18 protein-coding genes and 1 pseudogene are annotated in these 20,822 nt (G+C 60.1%); 15 read left to right on the top strand and 4 right to left on the bottom strand.

Features of this window, described 5'->3' with window-relative positions; all coding sequences use genetic code 11:
- Positions 1 to 560 precede the first annotated feature (560 nt).
- The 12 genes and pseudogenes from ATY77_RS01955 to ATY77_RS01905 all read left to right on the top strand — a co-directional run bounded on the left by ATY77_RS01955 (position 561) and on the right by ATY77_RS01905 (position 12,788).
- Complete coding sequence (locus ATY77_RS01955) at positions 561 to 1,511, top strand: glycosyltransferase (protein ID WP_088685841.1); 951 nt, start codon at positions 561 to 563, stop codon at positions 1,509 to 1,511.
- Positions 1,508 to 2,608: a glycosyltransferase family 4 protein gene (locus tag ATY77_RS01950; RefSeq protein ID WP_088685840.1), complete on the top strand. Its 1,101-nt coding sequence runs from the start codon at positions 1,508 to 1,510 to the stop codon at positions 2,606 to 2,608. The genes ATY77_RS01955 and ATY77_RS01950 overlap by 4 nt, the downstream gene beginning before the upstream one ends.
- Positions 2,602 to 3,747, top strand: a complete 1,146-nt coding sequence (locus ATY77_RS01945) for a glycosyltransferase family 4 protein (protein ID WP_088685839.1) — start codon at positions 2,602 to 2,604, stop codon at positions 3,745 to 3,747. The genes ATY77_RS01950 and ATY77_RS01945 overlap by 7 nt, the downstream gene beginning before the upstream one ends.
- Positions 3,744 to 5,954: a tyrosine-protein kinase domain-containing protein gene (locus ATY77_RS01940; protein WP_088685838.1), complete on the top strand. Its 2,211-nt coding sequence runs from the start codon at positions 3,744 to 3,746 to the stop codon at positions 5,952 to 5,954. The genes ATY77_RS01945 and ATY77_RS01940 overlap by 4 nt, the downstream gene beginning before the upstream one ends.
- Complete coding sequence (gmd, locus tag ATY77_RS01935; RefSeq protein WP_088685837.1) at positions 5,951 to 7,078, top strand: GDP-mannose 4,6-dehydratase; 1,128 nt, start codon at positions 5,951 to 5,953, stop codon at positions 7,076 to 7,078. Before ATY77_RS01940 ends, gmd begins: the two co-directional genes overlap by 4 nt.
- Complete coding sequence (locus ATY77_RS01930) at positions 7,071 to 8,162, top strand: GDP-L-fucose synthase (RefSeq protein WP_088685836.1); 1,092 nt, start codon at positions 7,071 to 7,073, stop codon at positions 8,160 to 8,162. Before gmd ends, ATY77_RS01930 begins: the two co-directional genes overlap by 8 nt.
- A 221-nt stretch (positions 8,163 to 8,383) precedes the next feature.
- Positions 8,384 to 8,608, top strand: a pseudogene (locus ATY77_RS01925) (plastocyanin/azurin family copper-binding protein); the annotation flags it as partial.
- A gap of 165 nt (positions 8,609 to 8,773) precedes the next feature.
- A complete protein-coding gene (locus tag ATY77_RS01920; RefSeq protein WP_088685835.1) occupies positions 8,774 to 9,277 on the top strand; it encodes an NUDIX hydrolase in 504 nt (167 codons plus the stop codon).
- The gene (locus tag ATY77_RS33380; protein ID WP_280950729.1) at positions 9,270 to 9,395 is read left to right on the top strand and encodes a hypothetical protein; all 126 of its coding nucleotides are present in this window, start codon (positions 9,270 to 9,272) and stop codon (positions 9,393 to 9,395) included. Before ATY77_RS01920 ends, ATY77_RS33380 begins: the two co-directional genes overlap by 8 nt.
- Before the next feature lie 187 nt (positions 9,396 to 9,582).
- Positions 9,583 to 10,071, top strand: coding sequence for a cupin (locus ATY77_RS01915; RefSeq protein ID WP_088685834.1), 489 nt, complete (start codon positions 9,583 to 9,585; stop codon positions 10,069 to 10,071).
- A gap of 305 nt (positions 10,072 to 10,376) precedes the next feature.
- Positions 10,377 to 11,303, top strand: coding sequence for a hypothetical protein (locus tag ATY77_RS01910; RefSeq protein ID WP_245309918.1), 927 nt, complete (start codon positions 10,377 to 10,379; stop codon positions 11,301 to 11,303).
- Positions 11,304 to 11,525: 222 nt separating this feature from the next.
- Positions 11,526 to 12,788 (top strand): DUF4010 domain-containing protein, encoded by a 1,263-nt coding sequence (locus ATY77_RS01905; RefSeq protein ID WP_088685833.1) that lies wholly within the window; start codon positions 11,526 to 11,528, stop codon positions 12,786 to 12,788.
- Between the two features lie 66 nt (positions 12,789 to 12,854).
- Here ATY77_RS01905 and ATY77_RS01900 read toward each other — a convergent pair whose 3' ends face one another.
- Positions 12,855 to 13,388 (bottom strand): DUF2314 domain-containing protein, encoded by a 534-nt coding sequence (locus ATY77_RS01900; RefSeq protein WP_088685832.1) that lies wholly within the window; start codon positions 13,386 to 13,388, stop codon positions 12,855 to 12,857.
- Positions 13,389 to 13,525: 137 nt separating this feature from the next.
- The gene (locus ATY77_RS01895; protein ID WP_088685831.1) at positions 13,526 to 14,317 is read right to left on the bottom strand and encodes a DUF6030 family protein; all 792 of its coding nucleotides are present in this window, start codon (positions 14,315 to 14,317) and stop codon (positions 13,526 to 13,528) included.
- 594 nt (positions 14,318 to 14,911) lie between these two features.
- Here ATY77_RS01895 and ATY77_RS01890 point away from each other — a divergent pair.
- Positions 14,912 to 15,829 carry a DMT family transporter gene (locus ATY77_RS01890; protein ID WP_088685830.1) on the top strand — a complete coding sequence of 306 codons (918 nt, stop codon included), beginning with the start codon at positions 14,912 to 14,914 and terminating at the stop codon, positions 15,827 to 15,829.
- Positions 15,830 to 15,831: 2 nt separating this feature from the next.
- On the opposite strand, the gene ATY77_RS01885 is transcribed toward ATY77_RS01890, so the two are convergent.
- Positions 15,832 to 17,082: a DUF763 domain-containing protein gene (locus ATY77_RS01885; RefSeq protein WP_088685829.1), complete on the bottom strand. Its 1,251-nt coding sequence runs from the start codon at positions 17,080 to 17,082 to the stop codon at positions 15,832 to 15,834.
- Positions 17,083 to 17,197: 115 nt separating this feature from the next.
- Here ATY77_RS01885 and ATY77_RS01880 point away from each other — a divergent pair, with 115 nt between their 5' ends.
- The gene (locus tag ATY77_RS01880) at positions 17,198 to 18,706 is read left to right on the top strand and encodes a phospholipase D-like domain-containing protein (RefSeq protein WP_088685828.1); all 1,509 of its coding nucleotides are present in this window, start codon (positions 17,198 to 17,200) and stop codon (positions 18,704 to 18,706) included.
- Here ATY77_RS01880 and ATY77_RS01875 read toward each other — a convergent pair.
- On the bottom strand, positions 18,650 to 19,612 hold the full coding sequence (locus ATY77_RS01875; RefSeq protein ID WP_088685827.1) for a lysylphosphatidylglycerol synthase domain-containing protein: 963 nt from the start codon (positions 19,610 to 19,612) through the stop codon (positions 18,650 to 18,652). The genes ATY77_RS01880 and ATY77_RS01875 overlap by 57 nt on opposite strands.
- Positions 19,613 to 19,734: 122 nt before the next feature.
- On the opposite strand from ATY77_RS01875, the gene ATY77_RS01870 reads away from it, so the two are divergent.
- On the top strand, positions 19,735 to 20,463 hold the full coding sequence (locus ATY77_RS01870; RefSeq protein WP_088685826.1) for an endonuclease/exonuclease/phosphatase family protein: 729 nt from the start codon (positions 19,735 to 19,737) through the stop codon (positions 20,461 to 20,463).
- The last annotated feature ends 359 nt before the right edge of the window (positions 20,464 to 20,822 follow it).

The raw sequence follows: 20,822 nt of genomic DNA, 5'->3' as shown, positions 1-20,822 counted from the left end.
TCTGGAAAGACATGGGTTCCCTTTCAAAGCGGCGCTGCCTGCCAATCAACAATCATCCCGCCACCTCCCCAGTCAACCAACGCAAACGAAGGCAGGGCTAAGCCTAACGCGCATTCCCACCCTCCAAGGACGGTGTCTGGGTTAAGTTTACGGCCCACCCCTCCCCCAAAAGTTGGTGCCGGGGCCCATGGCATTGCCCATAAGAGGAGATGTCACCCGTGCCCGATCACCGGTAGCTTGACGATGAAAGCATATCGCGAAGCACGTCGCGCTGATCCGCAGTTTCCGGTGAAGTGAGGCAATAATTCTGGCGCAGCCGGCCGTTGGCAGGTGACGCTTAGAAGGGTTGGGATTGCTATGGTTCTGCGTCATGGTCCTGGATTGTTACTTTATATAAGCGGAGCGTCAGGCGTTGCGGCGTTGTCGACGGTGACCCTACCGGCTCAAGGCGAAGTCCTGGTCGAGCAGAACTCCTTGCATCAATCCGCGCTGCCCAACGCGCGAGCATTCGCAACTCTGGCGCACCGACGTGTCGCGCAGCGACGCGCTTGAGGGGTGTCATGGAGCGGCCTACAATCAGCGTCCTTATCAATAACTACAATTACGGTCGCTTCGTTGCCCAGGCAATCGACAGCGCCTTGAGCCAGCAGACATCCAATGTCGAGATAATCGTCGTCGACGACGGGTCGAGCGACCAGTCGCGCTCTGTTCTCGATGGCTATGGCAGCCAAGTAAAGGTGCTCTTCCAGGAGAACCAGGGGCAGGCCGCCGCCATGAATGCCGCTGTGAGGTTAAGCAGTGGCGACATCCTCTGCTTTCTCGATGCAGATGACTGGTGGGCGCCGGGCAAGCTGTCGGCAACCGCCGCTGCTTTCCGTTCGAATCCCCAGGCGTCGCTTGTTTATCATCGACTTCAGCCAACGCAGAGCGATGGCTCACCGGCCTTCAGGCCGATCCCTCGGACCCTGTGTTCAGGAGATTTGTCGACGCGGCTCGCCAGATCGGCTGGCTGGTGGCCCTTCCCGATGACATCGGCCATCGCCGTAAGACGCAGCGCGTGGGATGCAGCGGGTGATATTCCCGCGCAGTTCCGCCTGTCCGCCGACGCCTGGCTCACAGGCATCTATCCATTTCTGGGGGGCGTTGTCGCCTTGTCGGATCCACTCGGGTTTTACCGGATTCACAGCAATAACTGGTATCGGCCCGTCGATGATGCCGCCATGCTGCGAAAGCGGATGGCCCATTGGCAGGCGACCGTTGAAGCGACGAACCGGTTTCTTTCCGCGCACGATCTGGCGGGAAGGCTGCATCTGACCGATCACTATCCGTACCGGGTCGCCTCAGCCAGGCTGGAGGGCGCGGATATACGCACCCGGTTCAGACTTGCCCTGGAAGGGCTCTTTTTCGCCGGAGAACCAAACTTGTTGAGGCGGACGCGCGATGCATTGCGCACGGCCCGCGACCTGCCTCGACTTGGTCAGGATGTTGGATTGTCGGAGTCAGCGGGATGAAGGCATTGCTGCTGGTTTCCGAATTGGAAGACTACACCATCTCCTTCGCCAGCGGCGTTGCGCGACATGCGCACGTCATCCTGGCGGTTCCGCGCCGGCGCTACGCACACCTTGCTTCATGGATCGATCCGGCTGTCGATCTGCACCTGATGGACTGGCCAAGGCATCGCTCGCTCTCCAATCCCTGGTTCCTGCATCAGCTCACACGTCTTATCCGGCGGGAGCGGCCGGACGTCATTCACCTTCTGAGCAACTCGACGCTCTGGTTGAACTTCGCCGCGCCGTTTTGGCGCCCGATCCCGATCGTGACCACCGTCCATGACGTGGAAGTGCATCCCGGCGATTCCGACACCCGCACACTGCCGGCCTGGGCTCCCCAATTGATGGTGCGGCAATCGGGTCATGTCGTCGTCCATGGCGAAGGGCTGAAACAAATGGTCCTCGAGCGATATTCGAAATCGCCTGATTGTGTCCATGTCCTGTCGCATCCCGCCATTCATCGCTACGCGGATCTCGCTCGGCGGTACGAGATGGCGCGGCGCGGCGCAGATGGAACTTTGCGCGTCCTGCTTTTCGGGCGGATTTTTGCTTACAAGGGATTGGAGCATCTGATCCGTGCCGAGGCGATGCTCAAGGACCTGCTACCCAATCTACGCGTTACGGTTGCCGGCCGCGGCGATGATCCGTGGGTCTTCCAGCCGCTTATGGGGGAAGCCGGCCGCTATGATATTCGCAACCGCTTTATCGAGGACATGGAGGTCGCCCAGCTTTTTCTGGATGCCGATATCGTCGTCCTTCCCTATACGGAAGCCTCTCAAAGCGGCGTCCTCAATCTTGCCGCGGCATTCGGCAAGCCGGTTATCGTGACTGATGTCGGCGAATTGCGAGCCACCGTTGTGCCGAACCGATTGGGAATGGTGGTTCCACCGGGAGATGTGGAACAGCTAGCGAGAGCCATCTGGACATTGGCTAGAGATAACGAGCTCAGAAGCAGTTTCGGGACCAGCGCGCTCGCTTGGGCCACAGGTCCGAATTCGCCTGAGCGCGTCGGAGCACAGGCTGCGGCCGTTTATCGTGAGGTGGTGGGGACATGCTAATGGATGCGCTCACGGATGGGAACAGGCTGACGACACGCAACGCAGCGGCAACCGTCCGCCACTACGTCCCGGGTGGCTGCGAAAACGGTGGCGGAATTGGCAGGCTGGTCGGCTATATCTCGAACACGGCGAAGGCGGCCGGCGAAACACACCTGGTCACCGACACCAGAGGACCTCGATGGTCCGTGGCGACGTCGCCTGTGCGCTTGCTCGGCGCCGTCTTGATGATGGCGAAGGACCGGATAATGGCACCTGCCCGCATTCACCATATTCATGTCGCCGGTCGCGGCAGCACCACACGAAAACTGGTCCTGACAGAGGCTGCCCGTCGCCTCGGGTGCTCTTACATATTGCACCTGCACGACTACGACTACGCGAACGACTTCGCTGCACGCTCTCCGCGCCAGCAAATGCTCATACGCCGGATGTTTCAACATGCCGACCAGGTCGTGGCACTGGGCCAGCGCGACCGCATGACGCTCAAGACGCTTTTGGGCGTGGACGAGCGCCGCATCGCCGTCATCCGCAATTGCGTTCCCGACCCCGGGGCACGCATTGTCCATATCGGCGAGGTGCCGTTGATCGTATTTCTCGGTCGGCTGAGCGAACGCAAAGGCGTGCCGGAGCTTCTGCTTGCCTTAAGTCATCCGGTCATGAAAGAGCTCCGGTGGCGCGCCGTGCTGGCAGGCGACGGATCTGTCGAAGACTACCGACGTCAGGCTGCCGCCCTGGGACTTTCAGATCTGGTGAAAATGCCGGGCTGGCTTGGCGCCGACGAGGCGCAAGCCTTGTGTGCGCGGGCAGATATCCTGGTCTTGCCTTCGCATGCCGAAGGCCTGGCGATGGCTGTCGTCGAAGGGCTTGCCCACGGGCTTGCGGTCGTCACCACGCGCGTCGGAGCGCATGACGAAGTCATTTCCGACGGTGAAACCGGCGTCTTCGTCCCTGTCGGAGACAAGGATGCGCTGGCTGCGGCGCTGGCGAAATTGGTCACGGATCCGGGAATCCGCAACCATCTCTCGGCCAAGGGCCGCGCTCATTACCTCGCCCACTTCAGTATGAAGGCTTACATGCGATCGCTGGAAGAACTCTACGAAGCTGTCTCCGCGCAACCTCAAACAATGGTTGGTGAACGATGACGATTTCAACTGTCCCGCCAGACCGCAACAGCTCGCTCTCGTCGATGCGATACGATCCTCGGTTTCAGGTGGAGACCAGATCGGACGACTTTGACCTGACATCAGGCTTGCGCCTTATCCGGCGACGGGCGGTCATGATAGTGGCGATAGTCGCGCTGCTTATGGTGGCTGCCGCAGCCGCAATTTCGGGATTGAAGCCGACCTTTCATGCCGAATCCCGGCTGATTATCCACACGCCTCTGGCAACCACGCTGGGTGCGGACGATTCCGGCCGCAACGATCCGCTGAATGCCACATCGGAGACCGAGCGGCTTCTTTCCAGAAGCATCGCAGAGCGGGTCATTCGCGACCTGCGGCTTGACGAGTGGCCGGAATTCAATCCAGCGCTGCAGAAAGCCTCGCTTATCGACGAGATCCGGGGAATATTGCGCGGATTAGTCGACCAAGAAAGACCGTCCTCGTCGGCACAAACCGGCATCGAGCCCATAATCCCTCGGTATTACAAGGCGCTGCGCGTGTGGCGCGATGGCCAGGGGGACGTTATTCAGATCGGCTTTGATGCAAGCGACCCCCGACTGGCAGCCGCGGTCCCGAACCGACTCATCAGCATCTACCTTGAAGAGCGCAAGGAAGGTCTCCGTAGCCGCCTGGACGCAGCGGAAGATTGGATTCTGCAGCGTATCGCCGAACAGCAGATTCGCGTGAAGGCAGCACGCTACGCCGCCGACCAATATCAGAAAACGATGGAGCTAGCCTCAAATGACGACGCTGAGGTTGAAGCGATCAAATCGACAATGGAGTTGGGCGAGCGGCGAGCAAAAATCGAACAAAGTCGCGCTGAAGCGAGAGCAACGATATCTGCAATGGAAGCGGGCGACGACGCCTCGCTTGCCCTGCAGAATATAACCATTCCCGACAGCATTGCCACAATGCAACGTGAGCTTCGTGTACAGGAGCAAGATCTCGAACGCCTTCTTGAAACATATGGCAACACTGCCGAAGCAGTGGTCGATGCGCGCGCGAGGATCGTTAAATCCCGCACCGATCTCAACCTTGCTGTCGATCGATATCTCCAATCAATACGCGCCAAGCTTGCGACGCTCGATCATGAGGATGACGCTGTCCGAGCGGCATTGGCGGTCGCTCACGAGAAGCGTTCTCGCGTCGCCCTGGCGCAGACCGAGTTGGCGCGACTTCAGCGCATGACTGACAAAGAGCAAACGGCACTCGACAGGCTTGAGGAGCAGCGCCGGGGCTTGGCTGGGCAAGCCATGCTGCCGGGGGCGGAACTGGAGGTTTTGTCACCAGCCGCAGTGCCGCTTGCGCCGCAGGGACGCGGACGGCTTTTCTATTTGGCCGGCGCCCTCCTGGCTTCGATTTCGATCGCAGTGAGCGCCGCCTTTGTGGTCGAGATGATGGACAAGTCGGTCCGCAGCTTCGACCAGGTGGCCGGAATGTCGCGTATAATACCCGCCGGATTCATTCCGCATCTGAAAAGGAAAGACAGGGAAAATCCGTCGATACTCTTCGCGGGCACGCAAGACGGGATGTTTGAGGAAGCGATTCGCAACGTCTTGATTTCCCTCAAACAATCCAATGGAGGAAAGCTGCCCAACAGTATCGTTGTAACCTCGGCTCACAGCGGCGAAGGCAAGTCGCTCGTCGCCAGATCGTTGGCAATCGAACTCGCAGCAAGTGGAAGTCCCGTGCTGCTCGTTGATGGCGACCTTCGACGCGGAAATCTGAATTCGATTTTCAAATCGGAGCTTGATCATGGGTTGAATGAATTCCTGAGCGGACTGGCTGGATTACAGGACATCATCCATCATCACCCAAGCGGTATCGACTTCATTCCGGCGGGCAATCCCAGCCTCCATCGGCACGCTCATTCGCGGGATGCGGCTGACATTGTCGAGATGGCCCGCGCAAGAGGCAAAATCGTCATCTTCGACACCGCGCCTGTGCTCGCTTCGCTCGAAACGATGCACCTGACAGCGGTGGCAGAACGAACGCTCGTGGTGGCAAAATGGGGAGGAACGAGCCGCCGCGCCCTGGAATTTTGCTTGCAACAGCTGAAAAGCTCGCAGAAGTCAGAGCTCTTCGTCACCATAAATAATGTCAATCCAAAACAACATGCGAAATACAACTTCAGTGACTCGGAGTTATTCGCAAGCTCACTGATGAAATACCACGATTTTCAAGCATGAACTCGAGCAAGGCTCGTACTGGGGAGACCGTAGTGACAAGTAACAATAAAGTTGCGCTGATTACAGGCATAACAGGTCAGGACGGTGCTTATTTGGCCGAATTGCTCCTGGAGAAGGGCTACGTTGTTCACGGCCTCAAGCGACGTTCATCCTCCTTCAACACCAGCCGCATCGAGCATCTCTATGAAGATCCCCATATCGAAAATCCTCGCTTTATCTTGCATTTCGGGGACATGACCGATTCAACGAACCTCATCCGGGTCGTTCAGGAAACGCAGCCGGACGAGATCTATAATCTCGCCGCGCAGAGCCACGTTCAAGTCTCTTTCGAGACGCCGGAATATACGGCCAACGCCGATGGAACCGGCACGCTTCGGCTCCTTGAAGCAATACGCCTCCTGGGACTGACCAAGAAGACCCGCTTTTATCAGGCATCGACCTCCGAACTCTACGGCAAGGTTCAGGAAGTCCCACAGAGTGAAACGACGCCATTCTATCCCCGCTCACCCTACGCGGCTGCCAAACTCTATGCCTATTGGATCGTGGTCAATTATCGCGAGGCATATGGCATGCACGCCTCGAACGGCATTTTGTTCAATCACGAGAGCCCGATCCGCGGCGAAACATTCGTGACGCGCAAGATCACCCGGGCGGCAGCCGCCATCCATCTTGGCCTGCAGGATCGGCTTTATCTCGGCAATCTCGACGCCAAACGCGACTGGGGTCATGCAAAGGAATATGTCCGCGGCATGTGGCTGATGCTGCAGCAGGATGAACCGGCAGACTATGTCCTTGCGACCGGCGAAACGCACTCCGTTCGCTCCTTTGTCGACAAGGCCTTTGCCAAGGTAGGCATGCCGATCGATTGGCGTGGGAACGGGGTTGAGGAAAAGGGATACGATAAGACATCCGGCAAGTGTGTGGTGGAGATCGATCCGGCTTACTTCCGTCCGACTGAAGTCGATCTTCTGATCGGCGATCCGACGAAGGCACATACGAAGCTTGGCTGGAAACATGAAACCAGTCTTGATCAGCTGGTTGCGGAGATGGTTCGGGAAGATCTGAAAGTCATGGCCCGAAATGTTCCCTCAGTCGGCGTAACCAAAGGTTTCGCCTATGCCTGAGGTGATCTACAGCCTTGCCGGAAAAAGGGTCTATGTCGCGGGCCACCGCGGCATGGTGGGCTCTGCGATCGTGCGGCGTCTCGCTTCCGAGGGTTGCGAGATTTTGACGGCCACCCGCGCCGAGGTCGATCTCAGACGGCAGGAGCAGGTGGAGGCCTGGATGAGCAATCATCGCCCCGACGCCGTCTTCCTGGCTGCTGCAAGGGTCGGCGGCATTCTCGCGAACGCGACCTATCCGGCCGACTTCCTGTACGACAATTTGGTTCTCCAGGCGAACGTCATTCACGCAGCCCATAGAGCTCAAGTCGAAAAACTGATATTCCTGGGCTCGTCCTGCATCTATCCGAAATTCGCCGATCAGCCGATCGTTGAGGAGTCACTTCTGGCTGGATCGCTCGAGCCCACGAATGAATGGTATGCGATCGCCAAAATTGCCGGATTAAAGCTCTGCCAAGCCTATCGCAAACAGCACGGTAGCGATTTCATCTCGGCCATGCCTACCAATCTTTATGGTCCAGGCGACAATTTTGACCTTGGGTCAAGCCATGTCATGCCGGCGCTCATACGCAAGACACACGAGGCCAAGGTCAACCGGCAACAAGAGATATGCATCTGGGGGACCGGCACGCCGCGGCGCGAATTCCTGCATGTCGACGATTGCGCCGACGCCTGCCTCCATCTCATGAAGACCTATTCCGCCGAAAGTCATGTGAACGTCGGTTGCGGCGAAGACATTACCATCCTCGAATTGGCACATCTCGTCTCCAAGGTCGTTGGTTTCGACGGCAAGATCACGCGTGACCTCACCAAGCCAGATGGCACGCCACGCAAACTCCTGAGCGTCGACAAGCTTCGCACGCTGGGCTGGTCTCCCAAGATAGGCCTGAAGGAGGGCATCGCAGATGCCTACCGTTCCTTCCTTGACGGCCACCGTCTCGAACGCAGCGACAGCGCTGCGTCCAGTGACTTGATCGGCCCAAGCGACATCAGTTTTGAGAAAGCCAAGACTTCGCCGCCGCACGCGGCCACGCTCTCCACAGCTGCGCATCATCCTTCGCGCATAGGGAATTTGCACGAGGGATAACAAGGTTTGTCTCGGGGGGGACGCATATGCTGGGACGGGGCGAATGATGGGACCTGTAGAAATCAGGTTTGCGGCGCTAATTTTCCTGGTAGTCGTGTGGGTGATGATTATCAGTCTGGCAATGGATTTTTTCGCAGTCGAAATGCCGATTTCGCTTGTCGCTCTATTGCGCAGATAGTCCACATCGGATGGCCCCACGGCGCCTTCCTTCGGCTGGACGGGATGGCGTCGCCGAATTCAAATCCAAGCCAAACGAGCAGTATCAGGCGAAATTCGACGCTCCGGGCGCCTATGTCCTGAACTGCACGCCACATGTCGGCATAGGTATGGTTGCCCTGATCCAGGTCGGCGACAGCCCGGCCAATCTTAAAGCGATCAATACAGCGAAAGTGCCGAACATGGTGCGCAAGCGGCTCGATGCCGACCTCGCGCAGATAACCCAATAATTTTCGGCCGGTGCGGGCGGGCGGGCTTGCGCCATCCCGCATAATGGGAACCACGACAATTTCCATTCGGCGCATTCCGAAGGCAGCCTGAAGGAATGACGACCTTCACTAGTTCAACCGGGGCGTCTACTTGCCAAGAAGAGACAACCGACACATCTTCCGTGAATGAACAAGGCACAGACGCTCCTGTCCCAGCTTGCCGACCATGCCGAGACGATCCTCCTCGGCAAGGCCCTGGAGCAATTCGGTGCGCTTTGCCTGCGGGAAGCATCAGGCGGCGGCTTCGAGGTTCTGCTCATCACGACGCGCGAAACCGGCCGGTGGACCATCCCCAAGGGCTGGCCGATCAAGGGGCTCGCGCCGCATGAGGTGGTCGAGCGTGAGGCCTGGGAAGAGGCAGGAGTGAAGGGACGGGCGAAGAAACGCGCTTTCGGCTGTTTCTCCTATCTCAAGACGCTCCAGGATGGCAGGCAGGCGCCGTCATTCGTGACAGTTCACATCTTGATCGTTCGCCGCACCAAGGCCAATTTCCCGGAACGCCGGGAGCGCAAGCTCGCCTGGATGCCGCCTCTCGAGGCTGCGTCACTGGTGAACGAGCCGGAGTTAAAAAGCCTGTTCCGACGCGTCGAGCGGCGGGCGCTTCCCGGGAGCCTGCGGCTGAATGTCTAGTGGAGCTGGCTCAGGCCGCTTCCGTCCGCTCTTTGCGATCGACGTCCAGATCGTCCGGCTGCGCCGCAAGATCGAGACCGACCCGAAAAAGTCGGCGTCGGCTATGTCTTCACCGTGAGGCTGGATTAGCGTCCGGGATCGACGCCGATCTTTACATTACCGGGGGAAGATTCTGCGCGACAGCGGCGCAGGCTCACAGGGCGCGCCTCCCGATCAGGATGAGGAAGGAAGTATCAAGGAACCGCTGGCGACCGTCAAAGTTTAGCTTTTTGACGCTCTGGTAAAGCCAACGGTGGGAATTCGACATGCGCCTGGAGACGATAAGTTTCGAGCCGAGCGACTGGGTCCCGAACAATCCGCGTCTTCCTGTGCTGCTTTACAGCGGTGTTTTCACGGACGGCGAACGGATTGATTTCAAAACCCGCTTCGCGGCGAACTGTTGGACTGATATCTGGACCAACGGTGTGTTCGATTATCAGCACTACCATTCCGGCGCTCACGAAGTGCTGGGAATTGCCCGTGGCAGCGCCACCTTGCTGATCGGCGGCCCCGGCGGCCGAGCACTGGAGGTCGCGGCGGGAGATTGCCTGGTGCTGCCCGCGGGGACAGGGCACCAAAACCTCGGCTGCACGGGCGATTTTCAGGTGATCGGCGCCTATCCCGAAGGCCAGCACGCCGACATCCAAACTGCAGCCGCTTCAAGCGAAATGCTGTCGAAAATCTCATCCGTATCCCTGCCCCAGACCGATCCCGTTCAAGGGACATCAGGATTTCTCATCGAGAAATGGCGGTAGCCCTGTGCTCGTTTGGTGCCGGCGAGAACGGCCTATGTCTTTCGGGCTGCCGCGGCGTTTCGGATCCCTCCCGCTGAAAAATCAGCGTCAACAGTATCGTAAGCTATATTTCGTAATTCTATATTAAGGCAGGTGGTGCAGCAGAGATAAGCGAGTGCTGGCTGCTGACAGTTGGTGATATCGATAGGTCCTGCGAACTGCATGTGAACACGGAAAACTGCGAGCGCGTCAGCGGCATATTCGATGCAGCGAGGCCAACAACATATCGCTTGGGCCGTATTGCCCAACCTTGCCGGAGATATAAGTTGACGTTCATATCCGCCGCAATGCGCTCCGCCGAGAATGCGCCCAAGGTTCTGACAATCGAAGCCATCGTGGATAGTCGTCTCTACGCGCAGGCCTTGAAGGACGCCGCGCTGAAGCTGATTGCCATGCACGATGCCGCGCCTCGCATCGTCCGCTACACCGCAGATATGAAGCGGTGGCTGCTGACGCAGTCAATTCTGGCCTTTCATTTTCGGCATGTCACGTCGCCGTCTCATCCGAGGCTTACGGCGGCCAATCTGAACGCCTTCATCGCCGACAGCAACGTTGTCTCCAGGAACACCGCGTTCGCGCATCTCGCGGAGATGCGCAATTACGGTCTCCTGGTCGATACCCATGAACGTAGCGACGGGCGCTCTCGTCCGCTCAAAATCTCCGAGACCGCCGAATCCTTGATCCGCGAATGGTTCGACGAACATCTGAAATCACTCGACATACTCGATCAGGGCACGCGCCTCTTGCGATCGTCGGCCGATCGGCGATTGCTGTGGCATGCGCAGCCGAGGATGTCCGAGCGCCTCTTCCACGATCCTGATTGGGCCAGCCCTCCGGCAACGGTGGATAGTTTCGTTCGCACCGCGTCCGGCAGCAACATCCTGCACGACCTGATGTCTCGCCTGCCTCCGGAAAAGGAGCTGGAGGCGCAGATGTCCATCGGCCCTTTGCGCATCACCGAATTCTTCAAGCGCTATGCGATTTCCCGAACCCATGCGCGTCGCCTTTTTGAGCGTGCACAGCTGCTTGAAATCTGCGGCTGGGAGTTCTCCGGCATGGGTGGCGATTTCTGGCTCTCGGCAGGGCTGATCCGCGACTATCGCCATTGGCAAGCCGTCAAATTTGCCGCCATCGACGAAGCCTTTGAATGGGCCTACTCGCATTTGTCCGCGATGGTTCCCGAGCAACAATAGGATCGCTGCTGGCCCGGACCGCAATTTTCGGGTGGCGGAGTTCTTTCAGTTGCGCGGCACTGCCTTAGATGCGGTCCTCAATGCGACAGCAGGACAGGCAATGTGATGCTGGTCAGCATCGCCTGCGGCGCCACCGAGCAACGAGGAGATCGAAATGCACGGTCGTCGTGTCATAATGTGCGCGCGCGGTTGTGAGCAGGCTGACGATGCCTGGCCCATCGGATGATGACATCATTGATGATGACGGAAGCGTTTCAGCGTCTCAGCCTCGCGCTCGCGATCGGCATTCTCGTCGGGATCGAGCGCGGGTGGCGCGGGCGTGAGGCTGCGCCTGGCAAGAGAGTGGCGGGCATTCGCACCTACGGCCTCTCGAGTTTCCTCGGCGGTTTCTGCGGTTTTCTGCAGCCGCTCACGGGGCCGGTTCTGCCGACGGCCATTTTCGTATTTTTCTGCATCACCATCCTCGCTTTCAGCCGCATGCAGGCGGCACGCGAGGAGGATTACAGCGCGACCGGCGCCATCGCCGCGATCACGGTCTTCGCGCTCGGCTTCGGCGCTGTCGTTGCGGACATGGCGACGACAGCTGCAAGTGCCGTCGCGATAACGGTGCTTCTGGCGGCGCGGGAACCGCTGCATGGATTTCTCCGGAAGCTGACCTGGCTCGAATTGCGGGCGGCACTGATCCTGCTGACGATGACCGTCATCATTCTTCCCATTCTTCCCAACGAGACGATCGACCCCTGGCAGACGATCAATCCGTTCGAACTCTGGATGATGACCATCCTGGTGGGAGGCGTTTCGTTTGCCGGCTACGTCATGATCAGGCTGAGCGACGCCAGGGCGGGATTATTGCTGACCGGGGCCTGCGGCGGCATCGTCTCCTCCACGGCGCTGACGCTTTCCTTTGCCCGTCAGTCGACCCAGATGCCTGCCCTCTCGCCATTGCTTTCGGCCGGCGCGATGCTGGCGGGAGCGGTGTCCTTGAGCCGCGTGCTTCTGATCTGCGGCGTCATTGCCCCTGCGGTGCTGGCGGAACTGGCAGCAGCGCTCGGGCCGGCTACCGCAATTCTCGCCGTGGGCGGCGGCCTCGCCGGATTGTCGCGGCACTCCGAAGACGGATCCGATTTCTTGCCGCGCAATCCGCTGGAAGTGATGGTCGTCTTCCGCTTTGCGCTGCTGCTCGGCCTCGTGACCATCGTGACGCGGGCGACTTTGGCCGTCTTCGGAACGCAGTCGCTCATCGCGGTCGCCTTTATCACCGGACTGGGCGATCTCGATGCGATTACGCTCTCCATCGCGAAGCTCTCGCCGCAGTCCCTACCTGCGGATGCGGCCGCACTGGCGATAGCGGTCGCGGCCTTCGCCAATCTTCTTGCGAAAGCCGGCCTTGCGGCAAGCACAGGCAGCATCGGCTATGCAGTTCGGCTGGGTCTCGTCAGCGCTATCGCGGCTGTTGCCGGCGCTGCCGGCCTGCTCCTGACGTGAGCGGCCGACCGGCCGTCTGCGCGCTGTCTTCGCCCAAGTGAACGGCGAGGATGGAGGGCCCTGCGGTCAATCGCAGACGATGCCGTAGAGTTCGCGATATTGTTCCAACTGCTCTTTCGGGCCGGCCAGCAGCAACGGGCAAGCGGTGTAGTTTCCCTTCACTTTTCCATTCTCGATATACATCCAGTCGAAAATATCCGATTTCTCGAACTCGACGCGATCTTCCTGCTTGATGTTGTGGAGATATTCCGGCGTATCGCCGAGAAGAGCGGTGAAATGGTCGCCCGATGCCTCGATCTGATAGACCCACATATATTCCACCTCCGCATCCGAAGCCGTCTGGTCAGTAACCAGCGCCACGCCCTCCGCCTTGTCCGTGAAACCAAGCTTGATGCTGTAGTTTTCGGTTCCCGGCTGTGGATTTCGCAATTTTTCGAGGAAGCCGTCCAATTCGCTTGTGGACTTCTCATGGGCTTTGGCCATGGCCGGATCGTCGGACTTGATCCACTGAACGTTGTCGTTGGCCAGTGCGAGGTCGACGGGAACGACCAGGGTGAATAGACCAAGAATCGAGAGGATTGAAATGACGCTGCGCAACATTCGATAGGCCTGAAATTATTGTTACTATCCCGAGGCAACATAGCTACCTCGGGTTGATTTACAATATTTGGTTTGAAATTCGATGCGGTGCCCTCGCGCGCGTCTTAGTCACGCATCTGAGCGCATGAAATCGGCCGCTATGGAGCGGCGGCGCGATGGGCGCAATTGGCTGATGTGGACGTGTCGACGCGATTGCTGGGGGGATTTGTCGAAGTCAGCCAGCGGTCTGTCGAAAAATACGTCTTGGTCCTGACCTGCGGATCTGAAGCGGCCCTGAGACCAAGAGCAAAATTGAAGCTGTTTTCGCTGCCGGCCTCGCGCGTGAAGCTGAGATAGGCGCCGAATCGTTCGTCTTCGACGTCGCGAAGCCTTTGGATCGACACGAGCGTATCCTCGAAATCACGCCAGCACGCCTGCTTCACGATAATCTCAAAAATGCGCAGGGCAGCGGAGGCGAGACGCCCCTCAGCATCCGTCTTCGGCCCAACGATCTTGGCGCGGACTTCGAGTATGTCGCCGATCTCATTCCCACGAACCCTGAGGAAGGTCGAACTGAGCGGTCGCACTTCGTCTCGTTCGTCGATGCGCTGAAAATAACATTCATAATTGCGGTTGCGCATCGATGCGGCTTTCCATTCGCTCACCTCGATGCCGGCCTCTCGAAGGGCGCCGCAAAGGTTCTCGCCTGAGACCAGCCACCTCCGCAGAAACTGACTTGCGAGGTCGAGCCTTGGGAACGCGATCAGATGCCGCGATATGGAGATCGACGGGAGAGCGGAAGGAGCTGCCGCATGGGAGCTGGCGGCTACGTCTGACAATCGGCCAGCCTTGTCGAGAGCCAGATGATCAAACCGCTCAACCGGCGCTTCGGGCTGGCGGATCTCGCGGTAAAAAACGGCAATGCCCGCAAGCAGCAAAACGGCGATCAAAAGCCCTGCATAAACTCGCCGACGGCGGCTGCCAAACCATGGAAATTTCCAATGCCGAGGTGGATTGTCGCGCGGGGGACCTCCTGCTGATAACACTTTAACCACGGCGTTACCTCGCAAGTTCGCGGCCGGCCTATCGGTCGGCGCGCGGCCAATCAACCCACGCAGCGCGTCCTTCTAAGGCGAGCATCGATATGAAGCGGTACAGCCCGACTCGCCTTCGGCACCGCGAGTGTCATGTCGAATATATCAAGCGTCAAGCAGCAGCGCCAACGGCTCCGATGGCAAACTCGCGCTGATCTCCGGCGGGGCGGATGCGAGCAACTCTCGATGAGGAAGAACGGTGCGGCTCTTGCCGGTACGGGAACAGCAGAACCCTCGGAGAAAAATACATTCTGTGCCGCCGCGCGTCATCTCCCGCGGGGCTGCCGCTGCGAAGAGCTCTTCCTTCGACCCGCCGCCAATACCGCTCCCCGCCCCTCAGCGTCGCATCGCATCATGCCGGCTCTCAAACGGACGGTTGACATTGGCGGCGTTAAGGCCGAAGCCGCACTTGGCCGTGCATGCGCGGCCGTTTTTGCGAGGATTCGAGGAATGAAGACCAAGACGGCCGTCGCCGGTGCCGGAAACCTGATCATGACGGGCGTCGTGCTGATGCTGCTCGGCGATCTGCTCTTTGCGCTGAACGATGCGATGGGTAAGTGGCTGATGGCGAGCTTTGCCGTCGGCCAGGTGCTGGTGATCCGCTCGGTCGGCGCTTTCATCCTGCTCGGGCCGATGATCCTGCGGCAGGGGCCGATGGCGCTGTTCCGCGTCGAGCAGAAGGGCCTGCAGTTCATGCGGGTCGTCATGGCGACCGGCGATGTCGCCCTGTTCTATGCCGCCGTTGCCTATCTGCCGCTCGCCGACGTGATGACCTTCTATATGGCCGGGCCGATCTACATCGCCGCACTCTCGCATTTCTTTCTCGGAGAAAAGATTGGCTGGCGGCGCTGGCTCGCCGTTCTCGTCGGCTTCGCAGGCGTCGTCATCGCGCTTCGCCCCTCCACGGCGATGCTGTCGCTTCCCTCCTTCTTCGGCCTTGCCGGCAGTTTCTCCTTTGCGCTGTCGCTCGTCATGAGCCGCTATCTGCGCTCAACCAGCGACACGACGCTGGTGACGTGGCAGACGGTCGCCGCCCTCATCACCGGCATCGGCTTGAGCATCGGCAATTGGCAGCCGGCGACGCTGGTCGACTGGTCCGGCATGCTGCTGCTCGGCATCGTCGCCACCTGCGCGCATCTGCTCATCACGCGCTCGCTGAAGCTCGCGCCGGCGTCGCTGCTGGCGCCGCTGCAATATACGCTGCTGCTCTGGGCGATCGTGCTCGGCTACATCTTCTTCAACGACATCCCCGACACGCAGATCGTCATCGGCGCCGCCATCATCGTCTTCGCCGGGCTCTTCATCTTCCACCGGAAGAATTTGAAGGAAACGGTTCCGGTCGAAGCCGTCCCGCCCGACGGCCACTGACATCAATCGTCCGCAGCCGCCGGCGGTTCCCAGCCGAAGACGCTGCGGCCGCCGAAATCGGCGGATTGGCGGAATTCGCCGGCGATGATTTCCTTGAGGTCGGGGCCGGTCACGTAGCGCTCCATCCGGCGGGATTGCTCGTCGAGGCGCTTCAGCGCCTGCAGCTCTTCCTCGCGTCCGAGCCTGCCCTTTTGCACCGCCGATTTCATTACGCCGATCGTCTCGTCATAGACCTTCAGCGGCACCGGAAAGGGATGGCGGTCCTTGCCGCCGTGGGCGATCGAGAAGCGCGCCGGGTCTGAGAAACGGCAGGGTGCGCCGTGCACGACTTCCGCCACCATCGCCAGCGCCTTCACCGTGCGGGCGCCGACGCCGGGAACGAGCAGCAGTTGCTGGAAATCCGCCGGCCCACGATCGGCCGCGGCAGCCAGATTTCCGTGCAGGCGGCGCATGTTGACGTCGCTTTCGCGCACGTCGTGATGGGCAGGCATGATGAGATGCGGCAGCATCGGCTGTTCGGCGGGCTCGGGCTCAGGTTCTTCGGCGCGCAGGAGTGCGGCGGCCTCGCGGACGATCCGGTCGGGGCCGAGCGTCGCCAGGAGATCGAGTTGCCCGCGCCGCGAGCGTTCCGCGCGCTTGTCGGCAAGATTGACGATCTCGCCCTGGCTGCGTCCCTCGATTGCCGCATGCGGCGAGTCGACGAAACTTTCGAGCCCTTCGGAGAGCCAGTGGTAGCGCCTGGCCTGCCGCCTGTCGCCATTCATGCCCTGCTGCACGACCACCCAACGGCCGTCATCGGCGACGATGAAGCCATGGAGGTAGAGATCGAAGCCATCCTGCAGGGCGGCGCTGTCGACCTTGGCGATGAGACGGCTCGTCGTCGCCAGCCCTTCCCCGTCGAGACCGACGCGCTCGCCGATCGAGACGAGTTCCTGCGGTGTCTTGCGCGAATGCGTGCCGCGGCCGCCGCAGACATGCAGGCCGAGTTCGCCGGCGCGGGGCTTCAGCCCGCGCTTCAGCGCGCCGAGAACGCTGGTCGTGATGCCGGAGGAATGCCAGTCCATGCCCATGACCGCGCCGAAGGACTGGAACCAGAAGGGATGGGCGAGCCTGCGCAGAAATTCGTCTCGGCCATAATGCTGGACGATCGCCTCGGTGATCAGGGCGCCGAGCCGCGTCATCCGGTCGCCGAGCCAATGCGGCACGCGTCCCCCATGAAGGGGAAGATCGGCGCTGCCTGCTCGCTGTGACATTTTATTTCCTTGCATTTCGCTTCGCCGGCAGCCGCAGATGCCAGCCGCCTCACCTTCCGTCGGGAACCCGGGAAAATTCCGTGCGTTTGTTTTCAGTTAAACGGCCGAGGCAAACATGACTGCATTCGAGACGATGTCCGCCCAACCCTACCTGACCCGAACAAAAGCGCAACATCCGGAGGGCGAAAAACAGGCTAGCGCGGCATTGCGCCTGCAAGGGCGCGCAGAAAAAGCCGCTTTCCTCATCAACGGCAACCGCTATTTCGCCGAACTGGCCCGTTCATTGCGACAGGCGCAACGCACAGTGTGGATTATCGGGTGGGATTTCCACCCAGACATCCGCCTGGAGCCCGAAAAATCCGACGAAACCTTGGCCGATCTGCTGCATTCTGTGGCGGCGACAAATCCGGACCTCGAGATACGCATTCTGGTTTGGGCGCTCGGGCCGATCTATTCCGACAAGTCGATAAAGCTCCTTCGCAAGAAGAACTTCCCCAGAAATATCCGGATCGACCTGCGCTTCGATCTTCCCGCTGCCGTCCGTGGCTGCCACCACCAGAAACTTGTCTGCATCGACGACGCCGTTTCCTTCATTGGCGGCATGGATCTGACGGCGCGACGGTGGGATACAAGGCGCCATCGCGCGAGGAATCGGCTGCGGCGCGACCCGCACGGCGTTTCCTACGATCCCCTGCATGACGTGCAGGCAATGGTCACGGGCGATGCCGCCAGGCTGATCGGCGATATTGCCAGACGGAGCTGGGAAATCGCCACCGGAGAGAACCATTCGCCGCTCGCCGAAAGCGTGTCTTTCGCCTGGCCGGACGATCTACCCGTTGCGCTTCATGAAGTCCCCGCCAGCTTCGCCTTGACAGAGCCGACGACCTCGCGCCGTATCGGCATCAACGACGGCATCGCGTCGACCTTGGACATCATCTCGCGCGCCCGGCATCAGCTTTACATCGAAGCACAATATCTCGCCTCGTTCCGTGTCGCCAATGCCATAGCTGCGCGATTGCAGGAGGAGAATGGGCCCGAGGTGGTGGTGATTTGCACACGAAGCTCTCACGGGCTGATCGAGAAGCTCGTCATGGGCAGCAATCGCGACCGTGTCATCCGCCGCCTCAAACGCGCCGATCGCGCAAACCGGCTGCGAGTCTACTATCCTGTCGTCCCAGGGGCTGTGCCAGGGAAGGATGGCGAGGTCGAGGTGCTCATTCATTCGAAACTGATGATCGCCGACGACGAGCTGCTTCGCATCGGCTCCTCCAACCTTAACAATCGCTCGGAAGGCCTTGATTCAGAATGTGATCTTCTACTTGAGGCGAGCAACGGGGAACATCGGCGAGCAATCGCGGAGCTGCGCAATCGCCTGCTCGCGGAATATCTCGGAAAGGCCCCCGAGACCTTCGCCGCGGCTTATGCACAAAGCGGTTCGGTGATCGAGGCGATCGAGGCGCTGAACAATGGTCCTCCAGGCCTCAGGGAATTTGACGTCGAGCTGTCCGGCAGGGTTTCGCCTGTCGCAGGGACAGCGATCTTCGACCCGGACCGGCCCTTTCTGCTCCTACACAGACTGGGCCTCGGCGCGCTCCTCCGCTTCTTCTTCCGCACCACCGCCTGATCGCCGGAAGACGACTTCGCTGACGAGAAGAAGCATCGTGCCGAGCATCAGCGGGATGAAGAAATAGGCGCAGCGGAACGCGATCAGCGCGCCGATCGACGCCTGCTGCGGCACGACATAGGAAACGGTCGCCTCCAGCACGCCGAGACCGCCCGGCACATGCGTCGCGAGGATCGCCGAATTGGCGAGCACGTAGGCCGTGACCGACCGGAAGAAAGCGACGTCGCCGAAGGTCGAGAGCATCTGGTGCAGGCAGGCGGAGACCAGCATGAAATTAACGGTGCCGACACCCACCTGCGCGACGGCAATCGAAAAGCGCGGCAGCTGAAACGACCAGCGCCACAGGCTGAGCCGGCCGCGAACGAAGAAGGCCAGGCCCGCATAGAGGACGGGCACGATCAGAGCCAGCAGCCCGAAGATGCGGGTGCTCGCCGCGTCAGCGCGCAGCAGGCGTGCCGCATCATCAGGATTGATGGTCAACGCCAGGCCACCGAGCGTGACGAGCCCGAGCCCCACGGTGACGCCGCAAAACAGGATGATCTTCGCCACATCCTCCGTCGTCAGCCCCCAGCGCGAATAGAAACGATAGCGGAAGGCGCCGCTGCTCAGCCCTGCAAAGCCGATATTGTGGCCGAGCGAAAGGCTGATGAAGGAGGCGAGCACGATCTTGCGATAGGGCAAGGATTTGCCGAGCGAACGGATCGCCAGGAAATCGAAGCAGCTGAGGCAGAGGTAGGAAGCAGCCGCAAAGAGAAGCGCCGTGCAGAAGGTCGAAAGAGGAATGCTGCGGACCGACTGGACGATCTGATCCAGGCTATATTGCTGGAATATCCGGTAAAGAAGAAAGACCGCAAGACAAAGCCCGGCAACGAGCAGTCCATTCAAGATTATGCTTTTTAGGTTCATCGATCATCCATTCAGAAGTGCGGGCGGCGGGGCTCGTCTTCTGGAACGATCAAAGGAGTTCTGTGTTCCCCCGGGGAGGACAAGTTCTGTGTCCCCTCGGGGAAACAAGCTTTCAGTGGGCCATGCCGGACAAATCGATCAAACTCCTGACCTATAACGTGCACAGCTGCATCGGCAGCGACCGGAAGCTCGATCCCGGCCGCATCGCATCCGTCATTGCCGAAACGGAGGCCGATATCATCGCGCTCCAGGAGGTCGACGTCGGCAGGCGCAGGACCGGCGGCATCGACCAGGCGCATGTGATCGCCTCGCTTCTGAAAATGCAGGCGCATTTCCATCCAGCGCTCTCGGTCGCCGAAGAACAATATGGCGATGCCGTTATCACCGCCTTGCCGACCGGCGCGGTCAAGGCCGGCCCACTGCCCTCCATCGGCGAGACCAGGGGCGCGCTTTCCGTCGAAATCATGGTTGGCGACAGGAAACTGCTGGTGGTCAACACCCATCTCGGCCTTCGCGGCCGCGAGCGTATCCGCCAGATGACGACGCTCCTCAATTCCGGCTGGCTCCACGGAACGGCGGAAACGCCGCTGCCGGCCGTCCTCTGCGGCGATTTTAACGCCATTCCTTCTTCCGCGACCTATCGGCTCGTCGCCCGCTCACTGAAGGACGCGCAGCTCGCCGGCCCGGGCGCGCCGAAAGCCACCTTTCCCTCCCGCTATCCGCTGATGCGCCTCGACCATATCTTCGTGACCGGCGATCTCGTCGTCAAACAGGCGAAAGTTCTGGAAAACCGGCTGACGAGGGTCGCTTCGGACCATCTGCCGCTGCTTGCGGAAATCGGTTTCGCCTGATCGCCTCGGCGTTGGGCCAAAGCCTGCCCTACTTCAGTTTCCTATGCCGGCCGCGCGGATTGCATCAATGCAGCATCGGCCCCAACGGATATTGCGGATGTCTGCAGTGAAACGTAGTGATAAGCCCGAGAGCGCGTGTCGCAACATCCTCGGCCAGAACGGCATCAGTCGTGGCCAGATCTCCGGCGACGGACAGGATCGCCGCTCCAACCGAGAGCATCGCAGTCCCAAGCGCGTCATCACCTTCCTGCGCCGCCCACCTGGCATTCCGCTCGAGCGTCACGGCCAGCTTCTCCAGCATCGCCTGCCGTTCCGGAGGAGCGAGATCGCCAAATACGGGGTTCAAACCGGCTGCCAAT

The sequence above is a fragment of the Rhizobium sp. R634 genome, from assembly GCF_002211305.1.
Lineage (GTDB): Bacteria > Pseudomonadota > Alphaproteobacteria > Rhizobiales > Rhizobiaceae > Rhizobium.
This window is presented reverse-complemented; position numbering and strand designations above follow the sequence as displayed.

Coding starts and splice junctions, on each gene's coding strand:
- ATY77_RS01955 (WP_088685841.1), top strand. CDS start 561: ATGGAGCGGCCTACAATCAGCGTCCTTATCAATAACTACAATTACGGT.
- ATY77_RS01950 (WP_088685840.1), top strand. CDS start 1,508: ATGAAGGCATTGCTGCTGGTTTCCGAATTGGAAGACTACACCATCTCC.
- ATY77_RS01945 (WP_088685839.1), top strand. CDS start 2,602: ATGCTAATGGATGCGCTCACGGATGGGAACAGGCTGACGACACGCAAC.
- ATY77_RS01940 (WP_088685838.1), top strand. CDS start 3,744: ATGACGATTTCAACTGTCCCGCCAGACCGCAACAGCTCGCTCTCGTCG.
- gmd (WP_088685837.1), top strand. CDS start 5,951: ATGAACTCGAGCAAGGCTCGTACTGGGGAGACCGTAGTGACAAGTAAC.
- ATY77_RS01930 (WP_088685836.1), top strand. CDS start 7,071: ATGCCTGAGGTGATCTACAGCCTTGCCGGAAAAAGGGTCTATGTCGCG.
- ATY77_RS01920 (WP_088685835.1), top strand. CDS start 8,774: ATGAACAAGGCACAGACGCTCCTGTCCCAGCTTGCCGACCATGCCGAG.
- ATY77_RS33380 (WP_280950729.1), top strand. CDS start 9,270: ATGTCTAGTGGAGCTGGCTCAGGCCGCTTCCGTCCGCTCTTTGCGATC.
- ATY77_RS01915 (WP_088685834.1), top strand. CDS start 9,583: ATGCGCCTGGAGACGATAAGTTTCGAGCCGAGCGACTGGGTCCCGAAC.
- ATY77_RS01905 (WP_088685833.1), top strand. CDS start 11,526: ATGATGACATCATTGATGATGACGGAAGCGTTTCAGCGTCTCAGCCTC.
- ATY77_RS01900 (WP_088685832.1), bottom strand. CDS start 13,388: ATGTTGCGCAGCGTCATTTCAATCCTCTCGATTCTTGGTCTATTCACC.
- ATY77_RS01890 (WP_088685830.1), top strand. CDS start 14,912: ATGAAGACCAAGACGGCCGTCGCCGGTGCCGGAAACCTGATCATGACG.
- ATY77_RS01885 (WP_088685829.1), bottom strand. CDS start 17,082: ATGTCACAGCGAGCAGGCAGCGCCGATCTTCCCCTTCATGGGGGACGC.
- ATY77_RS01880 (WP_088685828.1), top strand. CDS start 17,198: ATGACTGCATTCGAGACGATGTCCGCCCAACCCTACCTGACCCGAACA.
- ATY77_RS01875 (WP_088685827.1), bottom strand. CDS start 19,612: ATGAACCTAAAAAGCATAATCTTGAATGGACTGCTCGTTGCCGGGCTT.
- ATY77_RS01870 (WP_088685826.1), top strand. CDS start 19,735: ATGCCGGACAAATCGATCAAACTCCTGACCTATAACGTGCACAGCTGC.